The following is a 15,159-nucleotide window of genomic DNA, read 5'->3' as shown; positions in this document are numbered from 1 at the left end:
CGAACATGGAAGCCATCAACCTTTCCGCCGTCTCGCGGGTCGTGGAGGTCAACGACCGGGCGGCGTTCATGTCCCTGGAAGCCGAGTGGAACGCGCTCGTGGAGCAGACCTCCAACGAGCTGTTCTACCGGCACGAGTTCCTGCGGCTGTGGCTGGACAACTTCGCCGCCGGGGGGCGCCTGCGGGTGCTGACCCTGCGCGGCGGGGATGGCGCGCTCGCCGCCGCGCTGCCGCTGGTGGAGGAGCGCACGTCGATGTACGGCGTGCCCGTGCGCCAGCTCACCTCGGCGGCCAACGCGCACTCCTGCCGCTTCGACATGCTGGCGCGGGAGCCGGACGCCGCGGCCCGGGCCTTCCTCGCGCACCTGCGCGCGACGGGCGGCTGGGACGTGCTGCGGCTGACGGACGTGCCGGACGGCGGGGTGGGCTTCCGCCTGCTGGAGGCCGCGAAGCAGGCCCGGCTGCCGGTGGGCGAGTGGGAGTCGCTGCGGTCGCCCTACGTGCCGCTGCCCGCGAAGAAGGAGGCGTACTTCGCGAAGCTGCCATCCAAGTTCAAGGCCAACTGCCGCCGCCGGCGCCGCAAGCTGGAGGAGAAGGGGAGGGTCACCTTCGAGCGCGTCAGCGGCGGGCTGGACCTGGAGGGCACGCTGGAGGAGGGGCTGCTCCTGGAGCAGAGCGGCTGGAAGGGCGCCAACGGCACGGCCATGGCGCAGGACGCGAAGACGCGCGGCTTCTACACGGAGCTGGCGCGGGACGCGGCCTACCGCGACCGCCTGGCGCTGTACTTCCTGCGCCTGGACGGGCGCGCGGTGGCGTTCCAGTACGGCCTGGAGTACGGCGGCCGCTACTTCCTCCTGAAGCCCGGCTACGACGAGCGCCTGAAGGAGTGCAGCCCGGGGCAGCTCCTCGTGGAGGAGGTGCTGGGGGACTGCCTCGCGCGGGGGCTCACCGAGTTCGATTTCCTGGGGCCGGACATGGTGTGGAAGCGCGACTGGACGGAGCAGGTCCGCCGGCACACCTGGCTCTACGTGTTCAGTGACACCGCCTTCGGCCGGGCCCTGTGCGCGGCGAAGTTCCGGTGGCTCCCGGCGGCGAAAGAGGTGGTGGCGCGATGGAAGCGGTGAAGACGACTGACAGGCTGTTCGTTCCGTCCCTGCCCACGCTGTGGCCGGGGATGCTGCTGGCGCGGCCGCGCCCGGGGGCGCTGCCGCCGTTCTCCTCGCCCAACGCGCGCTACTTCTACTTCGCGCGCAACGCCGTCTGGCTGACCATGAAGATGCTGCGCCTGGACGGCGGCGAGGTGCTGATGCCCGCCTACCACCACGGCGTGGAGGTGGAGGCGGTGGTGGACGCGGGCGCGACGCCGCGCTTCTACCGCGTGGGCGGCCGCTGGGACGTGGACGTGGCGGACGTGGCCCGGCGCATCACGCCGAAGACGCGCGCGCTCTACCTCACCCACTACGCGGGCTTCCCGGGGCCCGCGGCCGCCATGCGCGAGCTGGCGGACGCGCACGGCCTCCCGCTGATCGAGGACTGCGCGCTGTCCCTGCTGTCGTCGGACGGCGCGACGCCGCTGGGCACCACGGGCGACGTGGGCATCTTCTGCCTCTACAAGACCCTCCCGGTACCCAACGGGGGCGCGCTGGTCGTCAACGGCCCGCGCTCCTACAGCCTGCCGGAGCCGCCGTCGCCGCCCCTGGCGTCCACCTTCAGCCACGCCGTGTCCGCGCTGCTCCAGAACCTGGAGCTGCGCGGCGGAGCGGTGGGGCGGGGCCTGCGCGGCCTGGTGCGCTCCGTGGGGCACGGCACGGTGAAGGCCGCGAGCATCGAGCGGGTGGCCACGGGCACGCAGCACTTCGACCGGCGGCACGTGGACCTGGGCATGAGCCCGCTGACGAAGCGGATCGCCCTGGCGCAGGACCTGGAGGCCATCGTCGAGGCGCGCCGCCGCAACTACTTCCTCCTGCTGAGCCGGCTGCGCGACGTGTCTCCGCCGCTCTTCAACCAGCTGCCGCCGGGCGTCAGCCCCCTGTTCTACCCGATGGTGGTGCAGGACAAGGACACGCTGCTGGCGAGGCTGCGGGAGCGGGGCATCGACGCCATCGACTTCTGGAAGCGCTTCCATCCCGCGTGCGACCCGTCGGAGTTCCCGGAGGTGGCGCAGCTGCGCCGCACGATCCTGGAGATTCCCTGCCACCAGGACCTGTCGCCGGAGGTGATGGGGCAGGTGGCGGACGTGGTGCGGGAGGCGCTGAAGTCCGAGCGCCGACCGAGCAAGCGCGCGTCGTGAGGGGCCAGGAGCTGGCGCCCGGGTTGCAATGGCCCCCGGGTGTCGGGGCAGTGCTTCGGGAAAGGCATCAGGGTGACGCGGTGATCCGCGAAGACGAGTTGACGTCAGGGCCGAGGTTGGCGCCGCGCCTGGACGTGGCGGCGGTGGGCAATGCCTCGCAGCTGGCGGGGATGCGGGCGGAGTGGAACGCGCTGCTGGACGCGAGCACGGCCGGTCCGTTCAACGCGTGGGAGTGGCTGTATCCGTGGTGCCGGCGCATCGCGTCCGACGTGCGGCCGCTGGTGCTGACGGCGCGCGACCGGCTGGGCTCGCTGGTGGGCCTGTTGCCGCTGGGGCTGACGCACCGCTGGGTGAACGGGGTGCGCGTGCGGCGCCTGGGCTTCCTGGGTGAGACGCACGTGGGCAGCGACTACCTGGACGTGGTGGCGCGCAAGGGCCGCGAGGCGGAGGTCGCCCGGGCGTTCTTCCACGTGCTCCAGGGGCTGCGCGACGAGTGGGACGTGTTGGACTTGACGGACCTGCGCGAGGGGGCGACGACGCTCGGCGTGGCGCGCGAGGTGTTTGGCGACGTGCGCGTCACGGAGCGCTACGTGTGCCCGTACGAGACGCTGGCGCCGGGCGAGCCGTTCGACGCGTTCCTCAAGCGCACGGGCCGGCGGGACAACTACCTGCGCCGCCGCAAGTGGTTGGAGAAGCAGGACGGCTATCGCATCGAGCGCACGGACTCGCCGGGCGAGCTGGCCGGGCCGATGACGGACTTCTTCCGGCTGCACGCGCTGCGCTGGTCCTCGGATGGCGGGTCGCAGGGCATCAAGGGCGCCGGAGTGGAGGCGTTCCACCGGGACGCGACGCAGTGGCTGGCGGAGCGGGGCCGGCTGCGGATGTACACGATGAAGGTGGGCGGCCAGGCGGTGGCGTCCGTGTACGGCATCCTGCATGGCCAGACGTTCGTGTACTTCCAGTCCGGGTACGACCCGGCGTGGCGCAACCGCAGCGTGGGCCTGGTGCTGGTGGGCGAGACGTTCAAGGACGCCATCGAGCTGGGCCTGACGGAGTACGACTTCCTGCGGGGCACGGAGACGTACAAGTCCGACTGGGTGACGAAGCAGCGCCAGACGGTGTCGCTGCGCGTGCACGGCACGGGCTTCGCGGGCGAATGGTTCACGCGCTCCGAGGAGTGGGCCCGGCGGACGCGCAACGCGGTGAAGGGCGTCCTGTCGGATGAGCTGGTGGAGAAGGTGCGCCGGTTCCGTCGGCGGAGGGCCGCGGTGAATTGACGCAGGCTGGGGTGAGGCCTCGGCCTACTGCTGCGCGATCTCCGCGCGCAGCTGGGCGATGGCGGGGGCCAGCTGCGGCGGCTGCATGTTCTTGGGCACCTCCACCGTGAAGCGCTCGAAGTGCGCCAGCGCTCCGGCCTTGTCTCCCCGGCGCAGCGACAGGCTGCCCAGGAAGATGAGCGCCTCCTGCGCGTCCGGCCACGTGTCCACCAGCTCCGTCAGCTCCTGCTCCGCGCCCTGGAGGTCGCCCTGCGACGCCGCGCGCAGCACGCCCCGGTGCACCCGCAGCTCCACGTTGAACGGATCCACCGCCAGGCCCTTCAGCGTGACCTTCAGCGCCTCCTCGAACTGCTGCTGGCGGATGAGCTCGTGGCTCAGCATCGACGCGGCCTCCACGTCGCCCGGGTTCGACGCCAGCCGCTGCCGCGCCTGCTCCAGCTCGTCGTCCGCCTCGGGCAGCGGCGCCTGCTGCTGGGCCATGCCCGGGGGCGTCGCGCCCGTGCCCATCTGCCCTTCCTCCCGCGGCTTCTGCTCGGACACGAGCAGGTAGCCCAGCCCTCCGAAGAAGACCACCAGGCCCGCGCCCCACATCGCGCCCACCAGCTGCGGGTTGCGCGACGCCCAGCCCGAGGGCGCCGGCACGTTGCGCGCGGGCGCCTGCGCTCCCGCCGCCTGCCGCTTCTGGTGCTCGTCCTTCGCGCGCAGCGCGGCCGCCGCCTCCTTCTCCAGCCGCGCCTTCTCCGCCGTGTAGTGCTCCGCGCTGAAGTGGTGCTTCTCCGCCTCCAGCGTGCGCAGCTGCTCGATGAGCGACTGCGCCCGCTGCGCCAGGTCCTCCACCGCGCCGTCCGGCTTCGGCGTCGTGTCCGGCAGCGCGCTCCCCGTCTTCATCTTCATGTAGAGGAGCCACGCGGCCGCCAGCACGAAGGCGACCGAGAGGACGATGATTCCGGGCAACCAGTTGGTGGGCTCGGGCTGCATGGCTTAGCGCTCCAGCTCCCGGCGCACGGCCTGGAGGTAGGGGTCCGCATCGTCCGGAGACGGCGCGGGAGTGGAAGGGGAGGGGGCCTGCGCGGCTTGCGCGGGCGCGGCGCCCTCGGGCAGGGGCTGGCGCTGCTTCAGGATGACGAAGAGGCCGCCCAGCACCAGCGCCACCGGCCCCAGCCACACGAACCAGTTGAAGCCCTCCGCGCGCGGCTCCAGCAACACCCACTCGCCGTAGCGCGCCACGAAGTAGTCGACGATCTCCGGGTCCGTCTTCCCCGCGGAGACCAGCTCGCGCACCTTGTCCAGCTGCGCGCGCGCCATGGAGGACGGGCTGTCCGCCACCGACAGGCCCTGGCACACCGCGCAGCGCAGCTTCTTCGCCAGCTGCTGCACCCGGGCTTCCTGCTCCGGCGCGAGCGGATCACTCGCGGCCTGCTGCGGCGCGAACTGCCCCGTGGCGAGGCTCAGGGCGAGGGTCAACGAGACGAGGACGGCATTCATCGGGGGCTCCAGCGGGGGCCGTCCCTAACTACCGCCCCCTGACGGGTATTGCACAGGGATTCCTGGGCCGCACGCCCGCCGCCCGGGCGGCCCTCCCATGGCGCTCGCGGGCGCCTCAGCTCCGGTAGCCCGAGTCGGGCTCGGTCTCCAGGTCCTCGTCCGGGTCGTAGGGGTCGTCCTCCGGCGGCAGGAGCCCGGCCGGCGCGTCGCGGCCCAGCGCCTGGCGCGCGGCGTGGAAGCCCACCGCCCCCAGGCCCACGAGGAACGCGATGGGCCCCACCGCGAGCTTCACCCCCGCGAGCGCCCAGAGCAGGCTCGCGCTCACCGCGCCCACCGGCGCCCACCGCAGGAGGCCCGGGCGCTCCACGTCCGGCCGCAGGGCCGCGAGCACCAGCACCGACAGGAGCACCAGCAGCGGCAGCTCCGACAAGGGCAGGTCCCAGCCCGAGCGCGCCGCGACGCCGCCCCCCGCGCTGTAGAGCGAGTCATCCGAGGGCCGCGTCGTGGGCAGCACGCGCAGCTCCGGCGGCGCGCCACGCACGCTGCCCGGCACCGGCGCGTTGTCCGGCACCCGCGAGCCGTCCGCCAGCCCCTTGCCCCAGGGCAGGAAGAGGGCCACCACGCACACCGCCACGCCCGCCAGCGCCAGCACCCGCGGGAAGCCCAGCAGCGAGCGGAGGTCGAAGTGGCGGCCCACGCCATCCGGCTCCGCGATGACCAGCCGGTACTGCTCCACGGCGATGAGCGCCGTGCCCGCCGCCCAGAGGGGGAAGAGCAGGTTGAACCCGGAGAGCAGCCGCACCGACAGCGCCACCAGCAGCAGCGTGAACGCGGCGGGCACCTCCGGCCGCATCAGCACCAGCGGCACGGAGTCCACCCAGCCGGGCGCGTCGCCGCCGCGGCGCAGCTCCCGCGCCACGACCGCCACGCAGCCCACCAGCGTCAGCAGCGTCCCCAGCACGCCCACGCTGGGGAAGAAGGGGAGGATGGACAGCACCAGCGAGAACGCCACCACCCCCACGCCCAACACGCTCTGCGAGTGGCCCGGCACGTCCTTCAGCCAGCGCGGGCCCGTGTACGGCTCCTCGTCCTCGAGCTCCTCCGGCGGAGGCTGCGCGCGGGCGCCGCGCGACGGCGCGGTGGCGCGACCCGGCGGACCGTCCTCCTCCTCGTCCATGATCTCCGACGCATAGGCCGGCTCGGAGGCGGGGCGGCTGGGACGCGAGCCGCGGACGCTGCTCGCACGCGGGGGCGGGAGCTGGCGGGCCGGCATCTTCGCTCCGCAGTTCTCGCAGTAGGCCAGGCGGACGTCCGCCGCGTTCTCACCGCACTCGGGGCACTGCATGGAAGCCCACCTCGCTGGGACCGGGGCCGGGGGGAGCCCCTGCGCACGACGCCGACAGCAGGGACTTACTACGGATTCCACACCTCCCGCGAGGCGGCCCCGGGAGCTCCCTGCCGGCTCCCGGGCGCCTGCCGTCCGAGCGGGCGGCGTGACTCAGTCTTGACGCGCGGCCTCCGCGGAGGAGCCGGCCAGCGGTTGGTTCAGCTCCTTCACCCGCCGCGCCAGCGTCTGCGGATCGATGGGGCCCACGTGCTTGCCCCGGATGATGCCCTTCGCGTCGATGAAGTACGTCTCCGGCACGCCCGCGACGCCGTAGTCCACCGCCATGCGCGAGCGCTCGTCCATCAGCTGCGGGAAGCTGGCCCCCATGCGGCGCAGGAAGTCGCGCGCGTTGGGCTCCGTGTCCTCGAAGACGACGCCCATGAAGACGGCCTGCGCGCCCAGCTCGCGCGAGCCCCACTCCAGCACCGGGTGCTCGTACTTGCAGGGCCCGCACCACGAGGCCCAGAAGTTGATGACCGCCGGGCGGCCCTGGAGGTCCGAGAGCTTCACGGGGTCGCCGCCGTCCAGCGGCTTGAGCGCGAAGTCCGGCGCGGCCGTGCCCTTCAGCATGAACGGCACCTCGTGCGGATTCCGCCCGAAGCCCTGGAAGAGGACGAAGAGCAGCGCCGCGCCCACCGCGGCGAACAGCAGGGGGAGGCGCCAGCGCTTCATGCCGCACCCCGCTCGGCGTCACCGCCGGCCAGGGGAGGCGAGGCCCCCACCGCTGGCGCGTCCGCGCGCAGCACCGCCGCCCGGCGCTGCGGCCACACGGCGATGAGCGTGCCCAGCAGCAGCAGCGGCAGGCTGTACCAGATCCACCCCACCAGCGGGAACACCCAGACGTTGAAGCTCGCCGTGCCCGTCGTCTCGCTGAAGGCCATCAGCGAGATGTAGAGGTCCTCCTTCGGCGACTCGCGCACCGCGGGCGTGCCCACGGGGTCCGTGCTCCGCTCGTAGTAGTTCATGCGCGGACGCAGCTCCGTCACGCCGCCGTTGGGCGCCGTGACCTCCAGGCGCGCGGCGACGAAGGTGCGGTGCGGCTCCTCGCCGCTGGTCAGCCCCACGTACTTCAGCTGGTAGCCGTCCAGCATCAGCGTGCCGTCCTTCTTCAGCGTGCCGGACGTGTGCTTCACGTACGCGCTGGAGGCCGCCACGGCGACGATGATGAGCACGATGCCCAGGTGCACCACGTAGCCGCCGAAGCGCCGGCGCGCCTTGCCCGTCGCGGTGGTCAGCGCCGTGACGAAGCCCTCCTTGCGCTCCGTCATGCGCACGCGCACCGGCACCGCCAGCTCGCGCAGCGTGATGACGGTGACGAAGCCGGCCAGGCCGAACGTGAGCAGCGGGTACACGCCGCGCAGCCCCGCCGCGTAGCACGCCGCCGTGATGACCACGCCCACCGCCGCGGGGATGAGGAACTGCCGGCGCAGCGTGGCCTTGTCCGGCGTGCCCCAGGGCAGCACCGGGCCCACGCCCATGAGGAAGAGCACCGCGATGCCGCCCGGCACCGCCATCTTGTTGAAGTACGGCTCGCCCACGCTCACGCGGATGCCGCGCACGGCCTCAGACACCAGCGGGTAGAGCGTGCCCAGCAGCACCGTGAAGGTGATGGCCACGAACACCAGGTTGTTCACCAGGATGCTCGCCTCGCGCGACATCATGGACGACAGCCGGCCCTCCGGCGCCAGCAGGTGTCCGCGCGTGGCCAGCAGGCCAATGCACACCACCAGCAGGATGGCGATGAAGACGAGGAACGTGGGCCCGATGTCCGACTGGGTGAACGAGTGCACCGAGTTGAAGATGCCGGAGCGGGTCATGAACGTGCCCAGGATGGTGAGCACGAACGACGCCAGCGCGAGGCTCAGCGTCCACAGCTTCAGCATCCGCTTGCGCTCCTGCACCATGGTGGAGTGCATGAACGCCGTGGACGTCAGCCACGGCAGGAACGACGCGTTCTCCACCGGGTCCCACGCCCAGTAGCCGCCCCAGCCCAGCACGGCGTACGCCCACCACGAGCCCAGCACGATGCCCAGCGTGAGGAACATCCACGCGATGAGCGTCCAGCGCCGGAGCGGCGCCATCCACGCCTCGCCAATCTCCCCGCGCAGCAGGCCCGCCACGGCGACGCCGAACGGCACCGTCATGCCCACGTAGCCCGCGTAGAGCATGGGCGGGTGGATGATCATCAGGAAGTGGTTCTGCAGCAGCGGGTTCGGGCCCGGGCCGTCCGCCGGCACCGGCGTCACCGCGCCCCAGGGGTTCGCGGGGCCCGCGATGAGGAAGGCGAAGAAGACGCCCACGGCCAGCATGGTGCCCAGCGCCAGCTGCATGTAGCGCGCGTGCTCCTTGCGGTGCACCCAGGCGAACGCCGCCACGTAGGTGCCCATGATGAGGCCCCAGAAGAGGATGGACCCCTCCAGCGCGCTCCACAGCGACACGATGGTGTAGATGAGCGGCGTCGCGCGGCTGCCCACCTGGGCCACGTACTTCACGCTGAAGTCGTGGCTGATGAGCGCCTCCACCATCACCAGGTTGCTGCCGATCATGCACGCGGCGAAGCCCCACACCGCGCGCAGCACCCAGGGGTAGCTGGCGTCGCTGCGGCGCAGGCCGCCCACCAGCCCCAGGACGGCGCCGAACGCCGCGAAGGCCAGGCCCGCGAGGACCAGCCCATAGCCCAGCATTCCGTTCACGGCGCCCCCGGCGGCGTCGCGGTCGCGGTGGTGGCGCCCTCGGCCAGCGTGTCCTGCCACTTGCGCGGGGACTCGCCTTCCTTGGGCGCGCGGTACTCGTTGGAGTGGTTCACCATCAGCCGGTTGGACGTGAAGACGCCGGACTTGTCATAGGTGCCCTCCACCACGACGCCGATCTTCTCGCGGAACATCTGCGGCGGCGTCTCCAGCGAGCGCACGTGCACGCTCTGCGCGTCCGGCTGCGCGCTGTCCGCCACGCGGAAGTCCAGCGTGGTGTGGGACTCGTTCCACTGGATGCTGCCCGGCTGCACCACGCCGCCCAGGCGGATGGTGGCCGTGTAGGCCTTGTCCCCGTTGGAGAGGAGCTCCGACGGGCTCCAGTAGTAGACGAGGTTGTCCCCGATGTTGCCGAAGGCGATGAAGCCCAGGCCCGCGCCGGCGAAGAGCAGGGCTCCCAGCGCGATGAGGCGGTTGCGGTTGACGGGCGTCATGGGCTCACTCCTTCGAATCAGCGGAGGCGCGGGGACGGCGCGCCCAGAGGGACACCGAGTAGAGCACGAAGGCGGCCACGGAGATGCCGTAGCACGCCTGCACATACCCCCAACCACCCTGGAGACGGCCGCTGCCCACCTGGGCCAGCAGCATCAGCGACGTCAGCGAGGTCATGTTCAGGCCACCTTCGAGGAATGGGACGCGCGCAGCGCGGGGTCATCCGTGGGCAGCGCGTCCGGCAGCGCCACCTCCGCCTTCCGCTCCGCGAGCGCGATGCGGTAGCGGTGCACCATGAAGAGGATGAGCAGCGCCAGCATGCCGAACGCGGACACGCGCAGGGGCAGCACCATCTGCGGGTCCACCGTCTTGGGGCTGGACTGCACCTGGTGGAGGCTGCGCCACCAGCGCACGGAGAACCACACGATGGGCAGGTTGATGGCCCCGATGATGGCCACCACCGCGCTCCACACCGCGCGCTTCTCCGGGTCCTCCACGAAGCGCCGCAGCACCAGGTAGCCCGTGTAGGACACCAGCAGGATGGCCTCCGACGTCAGGCGCGGATCCCACGACCAGTACACGCCCCACGTGGGGCGGCCCCAGATGGAGCCGGTGATCATGCCCAGCGTGCCGAAGAGCAGGCCGACCTCCGCGGAGGCCTCCGCCATCGCGTCCGTCTTCCACGACTGGCGCAGCAGGTACGTCACCGCGGCCACGAAGTTGATGAACATGGCCATCATGGCCATCCACTGGAGCGGCACGTGGACGTACATGATGCGCTGCACGTCGCCCATCTCCCGGTCCGGCGGTGCCCACGCGAGGCCCAGCCACCAGCCCGCGCCCAGCAGTGCCAGCGTCAGCGCCGGCAAGCCAAACTTGACGAACTTGTTCATCCTTCAGTCCTCGATGACCCGGGGAAACAGCACGAAGCCTACGCCCCAGTAAATCAGATTGAACCCCAGCAGCAGCCCCTGCCATGAGCCCAGCTGCTGCATCGGGTCACCCTGGAGTACGAGCGTGGTCCCCTTGGCAGCGGAGAGGAGGGCCGGGATGACGAGCGGGAACAATAGCAGAGGCAGCAGCACATCCCGGGCCCGGGCGTTGCTGGAGATGGCCGCGTACACGGTCCCCGGGGCGCTGAGCGCCAGGCTGCCCAGGACCAGGATGCCCGCCAGGTCACCGACCCCGGTGACGATGCGCACGCCGTAGAGGGCCACCATCACGGGCACCAGCAGCATTCCCAGTGCCAGCAGCAGCAGGGCGTTGCCCAGCGCCTTGGACAGGAAGATGGCGCGCGCGTCCGCGGGGGCCAGGCGCACGCCGTCCAGGCAGGCGTTCTCCGTCTCCACACGGAAGGACTCGCCCAGCGACAGCACGCTGGCGAAGAGGATGGCCAGCCACAGGTAGCCGCCCGCGTTGCGCTCCAGGAGCTTCGTGTCCGGGCCCAGCGCGAAGGAGAAGAGCAGCAGCGTGGCCATGGCGAAGAACACCAGCGCGTTGAGCCGCGCGCGGGTGCGCCACTCGATGAGCAGGTCCTTGCGCAGGAGGACGAGCGTCGTCGTCAGCAGGCCCGGCCGGCGCCTCGCGTTGGGCGCGCTCATGCCGCCACCGCCCGGCCGTCCTGGAGGTGCAGCCGCTCCTCGCACAGGCTCAGGCCCTGCTCGATGAGGTGCGTGGCCAGCACCACCGTGGTCCCCGCCGCCTTCAGCTCCGCGATGACGCGCTCCATGTCCACGATGCCCGCGGGGTCCAGCTCTCCAAAGGGTTCGTCCAGCAGCGCCAGGGCGGGGGCCTTCATCAGGAGCCTCGCGATGGCCAGGCGCTTGCGCATGCCCGCGCTGAAGCCCCGCACCGGGCTGTCCGTGCGGCGCGTCAGGCCCACCCGGTGGAGCAGCGCGTCCGCGACGTCCCGCGGCGCGTCCACGCCCAGCAGGCGCCCCAGCACCAGCAGGTTCTGCTGCGCGGTGAGGTCCTCGTAGAGGAAGCTGGCGTGGGACAGGAGCGCCACCTCGCGGCGCACCGCCTCGCGCTCCTTCACGGCGTCCCGGCCCAGCACCTCCACGCGGCCCGCGGTGGGCCCGAGCGCGGTGGCCACGAGGCGCAGCAGCGTCGTCTTCCCGGAGCCGTTGTGGCCGGTGAGCAGCAGCGAACGGCCGGCGGGCAGCGCGTAGGTGAGGCGCGCCAGCGCCCACCGTCGCCCATAGCGCTTGCTCACGTCGTGGAGGGCGAGCGCGGGCGCGGATCCAGGGGGGGGAGGGGGCATCGGCGGGCCGTTTCGTAGCCGGAAAACCCGCTGTTCACCAGTGAAACCCCTGGGGTCGCTCGCCTGAGGACAAGAAGTTTTTACGCCTGCTTCTTCCGCCGCCTCCTCCGGGGCACTGAAAGGTTTTCGCCACGGGTGGGCGCTCGGCTGCCCTGGTACCCTCAGGTAGGACTCACGTCGGCGCGTTCTTGCCCCTCGGGGCACGGGGTTTCCCGGGGTTCCGGGGGATTTTCAGCACCTACCTGCCCTGGCATCCAGCATGCACACACGGAGGCCGGGGCTCGCTCCGTTGGGGGGAGCGAGCAGACGGCGAGAGCCGCGAGGGAGGCGTGATGGCAGGCAGTGTGTGGCGGCGGGCGGCGAAGGCGGCGACAGCGGGATTCCTCCACTACAGCGGGGCGCGCAAGGCGATGGCGGCGTACCGCCGTTCGCAGTCCGGGGGGCGGCGCATCCTCATCGTGAGCTACCACCGCGTGGTGAGCGACTTCACGGGGGAGCTGCAGCGCTCCATCCCGGGGCTGCTCATCTCCCAGGAGACGTTCCGCCGGCACCTGGCGCAGGCGCACGCCGCGGGGTTCGAGCTGGCGAGCCTGGGCGACGCGCTGGACGTGATGGCGGGCCGGCGCACGGCGAAGAAGGACCTGTTCGTGGTGACGTTCGATGACGGCTACCGCGACGTGTACCGGTACGCGTACCCGGTGCTGAAGCAGATGGGCGTGCCGGCCATCACCTATCTGCCCACGGCGTTCATCAACACGGACAAGCGCTTCAACCACGACCGGCTGTTCCACCTGCTGCGCCGCGTGCAGGAGCGCCGGTTCCGCCCGGACTACGCCACCCTGCCCGGCCCGTCGGTGGAGCTGCTGGGGCCCATCCTCTCCGGGCGCAAGACGACGTCCGCGGCGCTGGACGACTTCATCGGCGAGCACCCGACGCGCGTGCTCACGGGCATCATCGACGCGCTGGAGCAGCAGCTGGGGGGCGGCCCGGACCTGACGCCCGAGCAGGGCGACGTGATGAGCTGGGACGAGGTGCGCCAGATGGCGCGCGACGGCTTCGAGTTCGGCGCGCACACGCTGGGCCACACGGTGCTGACGCTGGAGCCGCCCGCGGTGGTGGAGCAGGAGATCCTGGAGTCCAAGCGGACCATCGAGCGCGAGGTGGGCGTCCAGGTGCGGGACTTCGCGTACTGCAACGGCTGGTACTCGGATGAGATGATCCGCGTGCTCAGCCAGAACGGCTTCCGCTCCGGCGTCACCACGGAGGACCTGCCCAACCGCGTGGGCGGCGACCCGTTCACCCTCAAGCGCAAGGTGATGTGGGAGAACTTCAGCCTGGGCATGCTGGGGGACTACTCGTCGGCGCTCACGGTGTGCCAGTTCGACGACTGCTTCGGGGTGCTGGGCATGAGCCACCCGGTGCTGGGCCACCGGCCCCACGTGTTCTCCAAGGCGAGCAGCGCCAACGTGCTCGTCCAGCCGCCGGTCATCCCGGACGAGGCGCTGGGCAAGGCGACGCCGGTGGAAGTCGTGGACGTGACAGCGCCAGTGATCGTGAAGGATCCCCGGGTTGCCGCGGCGGTGACGGGTGCGCAGGTCGTGGTGGCGCCGAACGTGGCCCTTGCCCCGGAGGCGGCGAAGCCGGAGGAGATCCAGTGAGTGCGTCACCCAAGCCGGCCCCGTCCCCGTCGTTCCTGGGGCGGGCCGGCCCGTTGGTGTTGGCCCGGTTGTTCACCGCCGGGCTGACGCTGTCCATCCCGCTCGTGCTGGCCCGGGTGCTGCGCCTGGACGAGTACGGCACCTACTACCAGCTGTTCCTCATCGCCACGACGCTGTCGTACGTGCTGCCGTTCGGCGTGGCGCAGAGCCTCTACTACTTCCTGCCCCGCGCGGAGGCGAAGCGGCCCTACCTGGGGCACGCGCTGCTCTTCGTGACGGGGGCGGGCATCGTGGCCGCGGGCCTGGTGTGGGCCTTCCTGGGCCACGTGGCGGCCTACTTCAACAACCCGGCGCTGATGGAGCACCGCGCGGCGCTCGCGCTCTACACGGCGTTCTTCCTGGGCAGCTATCCGCTGGAGATCTCGCTCACCAGCCAGGGGAAGACGAAGGCGTCCGCGGTGGTGTACCTGGCGTCGGACGCGGTGCGCTCGGGCGTGATGGTGCTGCCGCCGCTGCTGGGCTTCTCCCTGCACGGGATGATGGTCGCCGTGGCCTGCTTCGCGGGCCTGCGCTACGTGGCCACGTGGTGCGTGTCGCTGCGCGGGTCCACCGGTCCGCTGGTGGACTGGAAGCTGTTCAAGGAGCAGCTCGTGTACGCGGCGCCCTTCGGCGCGGCGATGTGCCTGGCCATCCCCCAGCAGAACGCGCACATGTACGCGGTGGCGGGCGTGGTGGCCCCGGCGGTGTACGCGCTCTACCGGGTGGGCTGCTTCCAGCTGCCGGTGGTGGACCTGCTCTACACGCCCACCAGCGAGGTGCTGATGGTGCGCCTGGGCGAGCTGGAGCGCGAGGGCCGGCTGGAGGAGGGCGTGGAGGCCTTCCGGGAGGCGGCCGGCAAGCTGGCGTACGTGTTCCTGCCCTTCGCGGCGTTCCTCTTCGCGGCGGCGCCGGAGTTCGTGGGGGGCATGTTCGGCCAGAAGTTCCTGCCGGCGGTCCCCATCTTCCGGGTGAGCGTGCTGGGCGTGGTGCTGTCCATCCTGCCCATGGACGGGACGCTCCGGGCCCGGGGCCAGACGCGGGCCATCTTCGCGTCGTACCTGGTGAAGGCGGTGGTGACGGTGCCGCTGCTCTGGGTGGGCGTGCGGCGGTTCGGGATGATGGGCGGCATCGCGTCCTGGGCGCTGGCGGAGCTGGTGGGCAAGGGCATGCTGCTCATCCGCGTGCCCCAGGCCCTGTCCACGCCCGCGCGGAAGCTGGGGCTGCGGGACGTCATCCCCTGGCGGGAGCTGGGGCAGGCGTCGCTGGCGGCGGTCGCGGCGGGCGGGAGCATCTTCCTGCTCCGCACGGGGGTGCACGACGCGTGGGTGAACCTGCCCACGGGCTTCCTGTGGCGGGTGCTGCCGCTGGCGGTGGCGGGGCTGACGTTCGTGGTGGGGTACGTGGTGGGCCTGTATGCGCAAGGCGTTCGCCCGTGGAGCGCCTTGCAGTCCCTGCGTCCCCGCCGCGCGGCCTGAGCCCCCGTCACATTCTGGACGCGTGGGGAGCACTTCCCTCTCCACGCGTGGGTACCTACCTTCCAGGCGTCACGGAGTTCGGGCGAGGGCGAGGAGAGGCGTG

General features: G+C 71.7%; 15 protein-coding genes. 5 read left to right on the top strand and 10 right to left on the bottom strand.

Annotated elements, in window-relative coordinates:
- The first annotated feature begins 5 nt into the window (after positions 1–5).
- The 3 genes from U8525_RS31125 (at position 6) to U8525_RS31115 (ending at position 3,567) form a co-directional block, all read left to right on the top strand.
- Positions 6–1,124, top strand: a complete 1,119-nt coding sequence (locus tag U8525_RS31125) for a GNAT family N-acetyltransferase (RefSeq protein WP_374270343.1) — start codon at positions 6–8, stop codon at positions 1,122–1,124.
- Entirely contained in the window at positions 1,112–2,290 is a 1,179-nt protein-coding gene (locus U8525_RS31120) for a DegT/DnrJ/EryC1/StrS family aminotransferase (RefSeq protein WP_374270342.1), read from the top strand. The genes U8525_RS31125 and U8525_RS31120 overlap by 13 nt, the downstream gene beginning before the upstream one ends.
- An 80-nt stretch (positions 2,291–2,370) precedes the next feature.
- A complete protein-coding gene (locus tag U8525_RS31115; RefSeq protein ID WP_374270341.1) occupies positions 2,371–3,567 on the top strand; it encodes a GNAT family N-acetyltransferase in 1,197 nt (398 codons plus the stop codon).
- Positions 3,568–3,591: 24 nt separating this feature from the next.
- On the opposite strand, the gene U8525_RS31110 is transcribed toward U8525_RS31115, so the two are convergent.
- The 10 genes from U8525_RS31110 to ccmA form a co-directional block, all read right to left on the bottom strand.
- Positions 3,592–4,545, bottom strand: coding sequence for a tetratricopeptide repeat protein (locus U8525_RS31110; protein WP_374270340.1), 954 nt, complete (start codon positions 4,543–4,545; stop codon positions 3,592–3,594).
- A 3-nt stretch (positions 4,546–4,548) separates the two neighbouring features.
- Entirely contained in the window at positions 4,549–5,052 is a 504-nt protein-coding gene (locus U8525_RS31105) for a cytochrome c-type biogenesis protein CcmH (protein ID WP_374270339.1), read from the bottom strand.
- Between the two features lie 115 nt (positions 5,053–5,167).
- A complete protein-coding gene (locus U8525_RS31100; RefSeq protein WP_374270338.1) occupies positions 5,168–6,397 on the bottom strand; it encodes a zinc ribbon domain-containing protein in 1,230 nt (409 codons plus the stop codon).
- Positions 6,398–6,550: 153 nt separating this feature from the next.
- Positions 6,551–7,111, bottom strand: a complete 561-nt coding sequence (locus U8525_RS31095; protein ID WP_374270337.1) for a TlpA family protein disulfide reductase — start codon at positions 7,109–7,111, stop codon at positions 6,551–6,553.
- Positions 7,108–9,132 carry a heme lyase CcmF/NrfE family subunit gene (locus U8525_RS31090; RefSeq protein WP_374270336.1) on the bottom strand — a complete coding sequence of 675 codons (2,025 nt, stop codon included), beginning with the start codon at positions 9,130–9,132 and terminating at the stop codon, positions 7,108–7,110. The genes U8525_RS31095 and U8525_RS31090 overlap by 4 nt, the downstream gene beginning before the upstream one ends.
- Positions 9,129–9,623 carry a cytochrome c maturation protein CcmE gene (locus U8525_RS31085; RefSeq protein WP_374270335.1) on the bottom strand — a complete coding sequence of 165 codons (495 nt, stop codon included), beginning with the start codon at positions 9,621–9,623 and terminating at the stop codon, positions 9,129–9,131. Before U8525_RS31085 ends, U8525_RS31090 begins: the two co-directional genes overlap by 4 nt.
- A gap of 4 nt (positions 9,624–9,627) precedes the next feature.
- Positions 9,628–9,798 carry a hypothetical protein gene (locus U8525_RS31080; protein WP_223645209.1) on the bottom strand — a complete coding sequence of 57 codons (171 nt, stop codon included), beginning with the start codon at positions 9,796–9,798 and terminating at the stop codon, positions 9,628–9,630.
- 2 nt (positions 9,799–9,800) lie between these two features.
- Positions 9,801–10,514 (bottom strand): cytochrome c biogenesis protein CcsA, encoded by a 714-nt coding sequence (gene ccsA, locus U8525_RS31075; RefSeq protein ID WP_374270334.1) that lies wholly within the window; start codon positions 10,512–10,514, stop codon positions 9,801–9,803.
- Between the two features lie 3 nt (positions 10,515–10,517).
- Complete coding sequence (locus U8525_RS31070) at positions 10,518–11,222, bottom strand: heme exporter protein CcmB (RefSeq protein ID WP_374270333.1); 705 nt, start codon at positions 11,220–11,222, stop codon at positions 10,518–10,520.
- Entirely contained in the window at positions 11,219–11,884 is a 666-nt protein-coding gene (gene ccmA, locus U8525_RS31065) for a heme ABC exporter ATP-binding protein CcmA (protein WP_374270332.1), read from the bottom strand. The genes U8525_RS31070 and ccmA overlap by 4 nt, the downstream gene beginning before the upstream one ends.
- Before the next feature lie 410 nt (positions 11,885–12,294).
- Between ccmA and exoL the strand changes: the two genes are divergently transcribed.
- On the top strand, positions 12,295–13,542 hold the full coding sequence (gene exoL, locus U8525_RS31060) for a spore coat polysaccharide deacetylase ExoL (RefSeq protein ID WP_374270355.1): 1,248 nt from the start codon (positions 12,295–12,297) through the stop codon (positions 13,540–13,542).
- Positions 13,539–15,056 carry an oligosaccharide flippase family protein gene (locus tag U8525_RS31055; protein ID WP_374270331.1) on the top strand — a complete coding sequence of 506 codons (1,518 nt, stop codon included), beginning with the start codon at positions 13,539–13,541 and terminating at the stop codon, positions 15,054–15,056. Before exoL ends, U8525_RS31055 begins: the two co-directional genes overlap by 4 nt.
- The last annotated feature ends 103 nt before the right edge of the window (positions 15,057–15,159 follow it).

It is taken from the genome of Corallococcus sp. RDP092CA (genome assembly GCF_041903675.1).
Lineage (GTDB): Bacteria > Myxococcota > Myxococcia > Myxococcales > Myxococcaceae > Corallococcus.
Note: the sequence above shows the minus strand (reverse complement) of the source record. Positions and strands in the feature narration are given on the sequence as shown.

Coding starts and splice junctions, on each gene's coding strand:
- U8525_RS31105 (WP_374270339.1), bottom strand. CDS start 5,052: ATGAATGCCGTCCTCGTCTCGTTGACCCTCGCCCTGAGCCTCGCCACG.
- exoL (WP_374270355.1), top strand. CDS start 12,295: ATGGCGGCGTACCGCCGTTCGCAGTCCGGGGGGCGGCGCATCCTCATC.
- U8525_RS31085 (WP_374270335.1), bottom strand. CDS start 9,623: ATGACGCCCGTCAACCGCAACCGCCTCATCGCGCTGGGAGCCCTGCTC.
- ccsA (WP_374270334.1), bottom strand. CDS start 10,514: ATGAACAAGTTCGTCAAGTTTGGCTTGCCGGCGCTGACGCTGGCACTG.
- U8525_RS31110 (WP_374270340.1), bottom strand. CDS start 4,545: ATGCAGCCCGAGCCCACCAACTGGTTGCCCGGAATCATCGTCCTCTCG.
- U8525_RS31080 (WP_223645209.1), bottom strand. CDS start 9,798: ATGACCTCGCTGACGTCGCTGATGCTGCTGGCCCAGGTGGGCAGCGGC.
- U8525_RS31100 (WP_374270338.1), bottom strand. CDS start 6,397: ATGCAGTGCCCCGAGTGCGGTGAGAACGCGGCGGACGTCCGCCTGGCC.
- ccmA (WP_374270332.1), bottom strand. CDS start 11,884: ATGCCCCCTCCCCCCCCTGGATCCGCGCCCGCGCTCGCCCTCCACGAC.
- U8525_RS31125 (WP_374270343.1), top strand. CDS start 6: ATGGAAGCCATCAACCTTTCCGCCGTCTCGCGGGTCGTGGAGGTCAAC.
- U8525_RS31120 (WP_374270342.1), top strand. CDS start 1,112: ATGGAAGCGGTGAAGACGACTGACAGGCTGTTCGTTCCGTCCCTGCCC.
- U8525_RS31070 (WP_374270333.1), bottom strand. CDS start 11,222: ATGAGCGCGCCCAACGCGAGGCGCCGGCCGGGCCTGCTGACGACGACG.
- U8525_RS31095 (WP_374270337.1), bottom strand. CDS start 7,111: ATGAAGCGCTGGCGCCTCCCCCTGCTGTTCGCCGCGGTGGGCGCGGCG.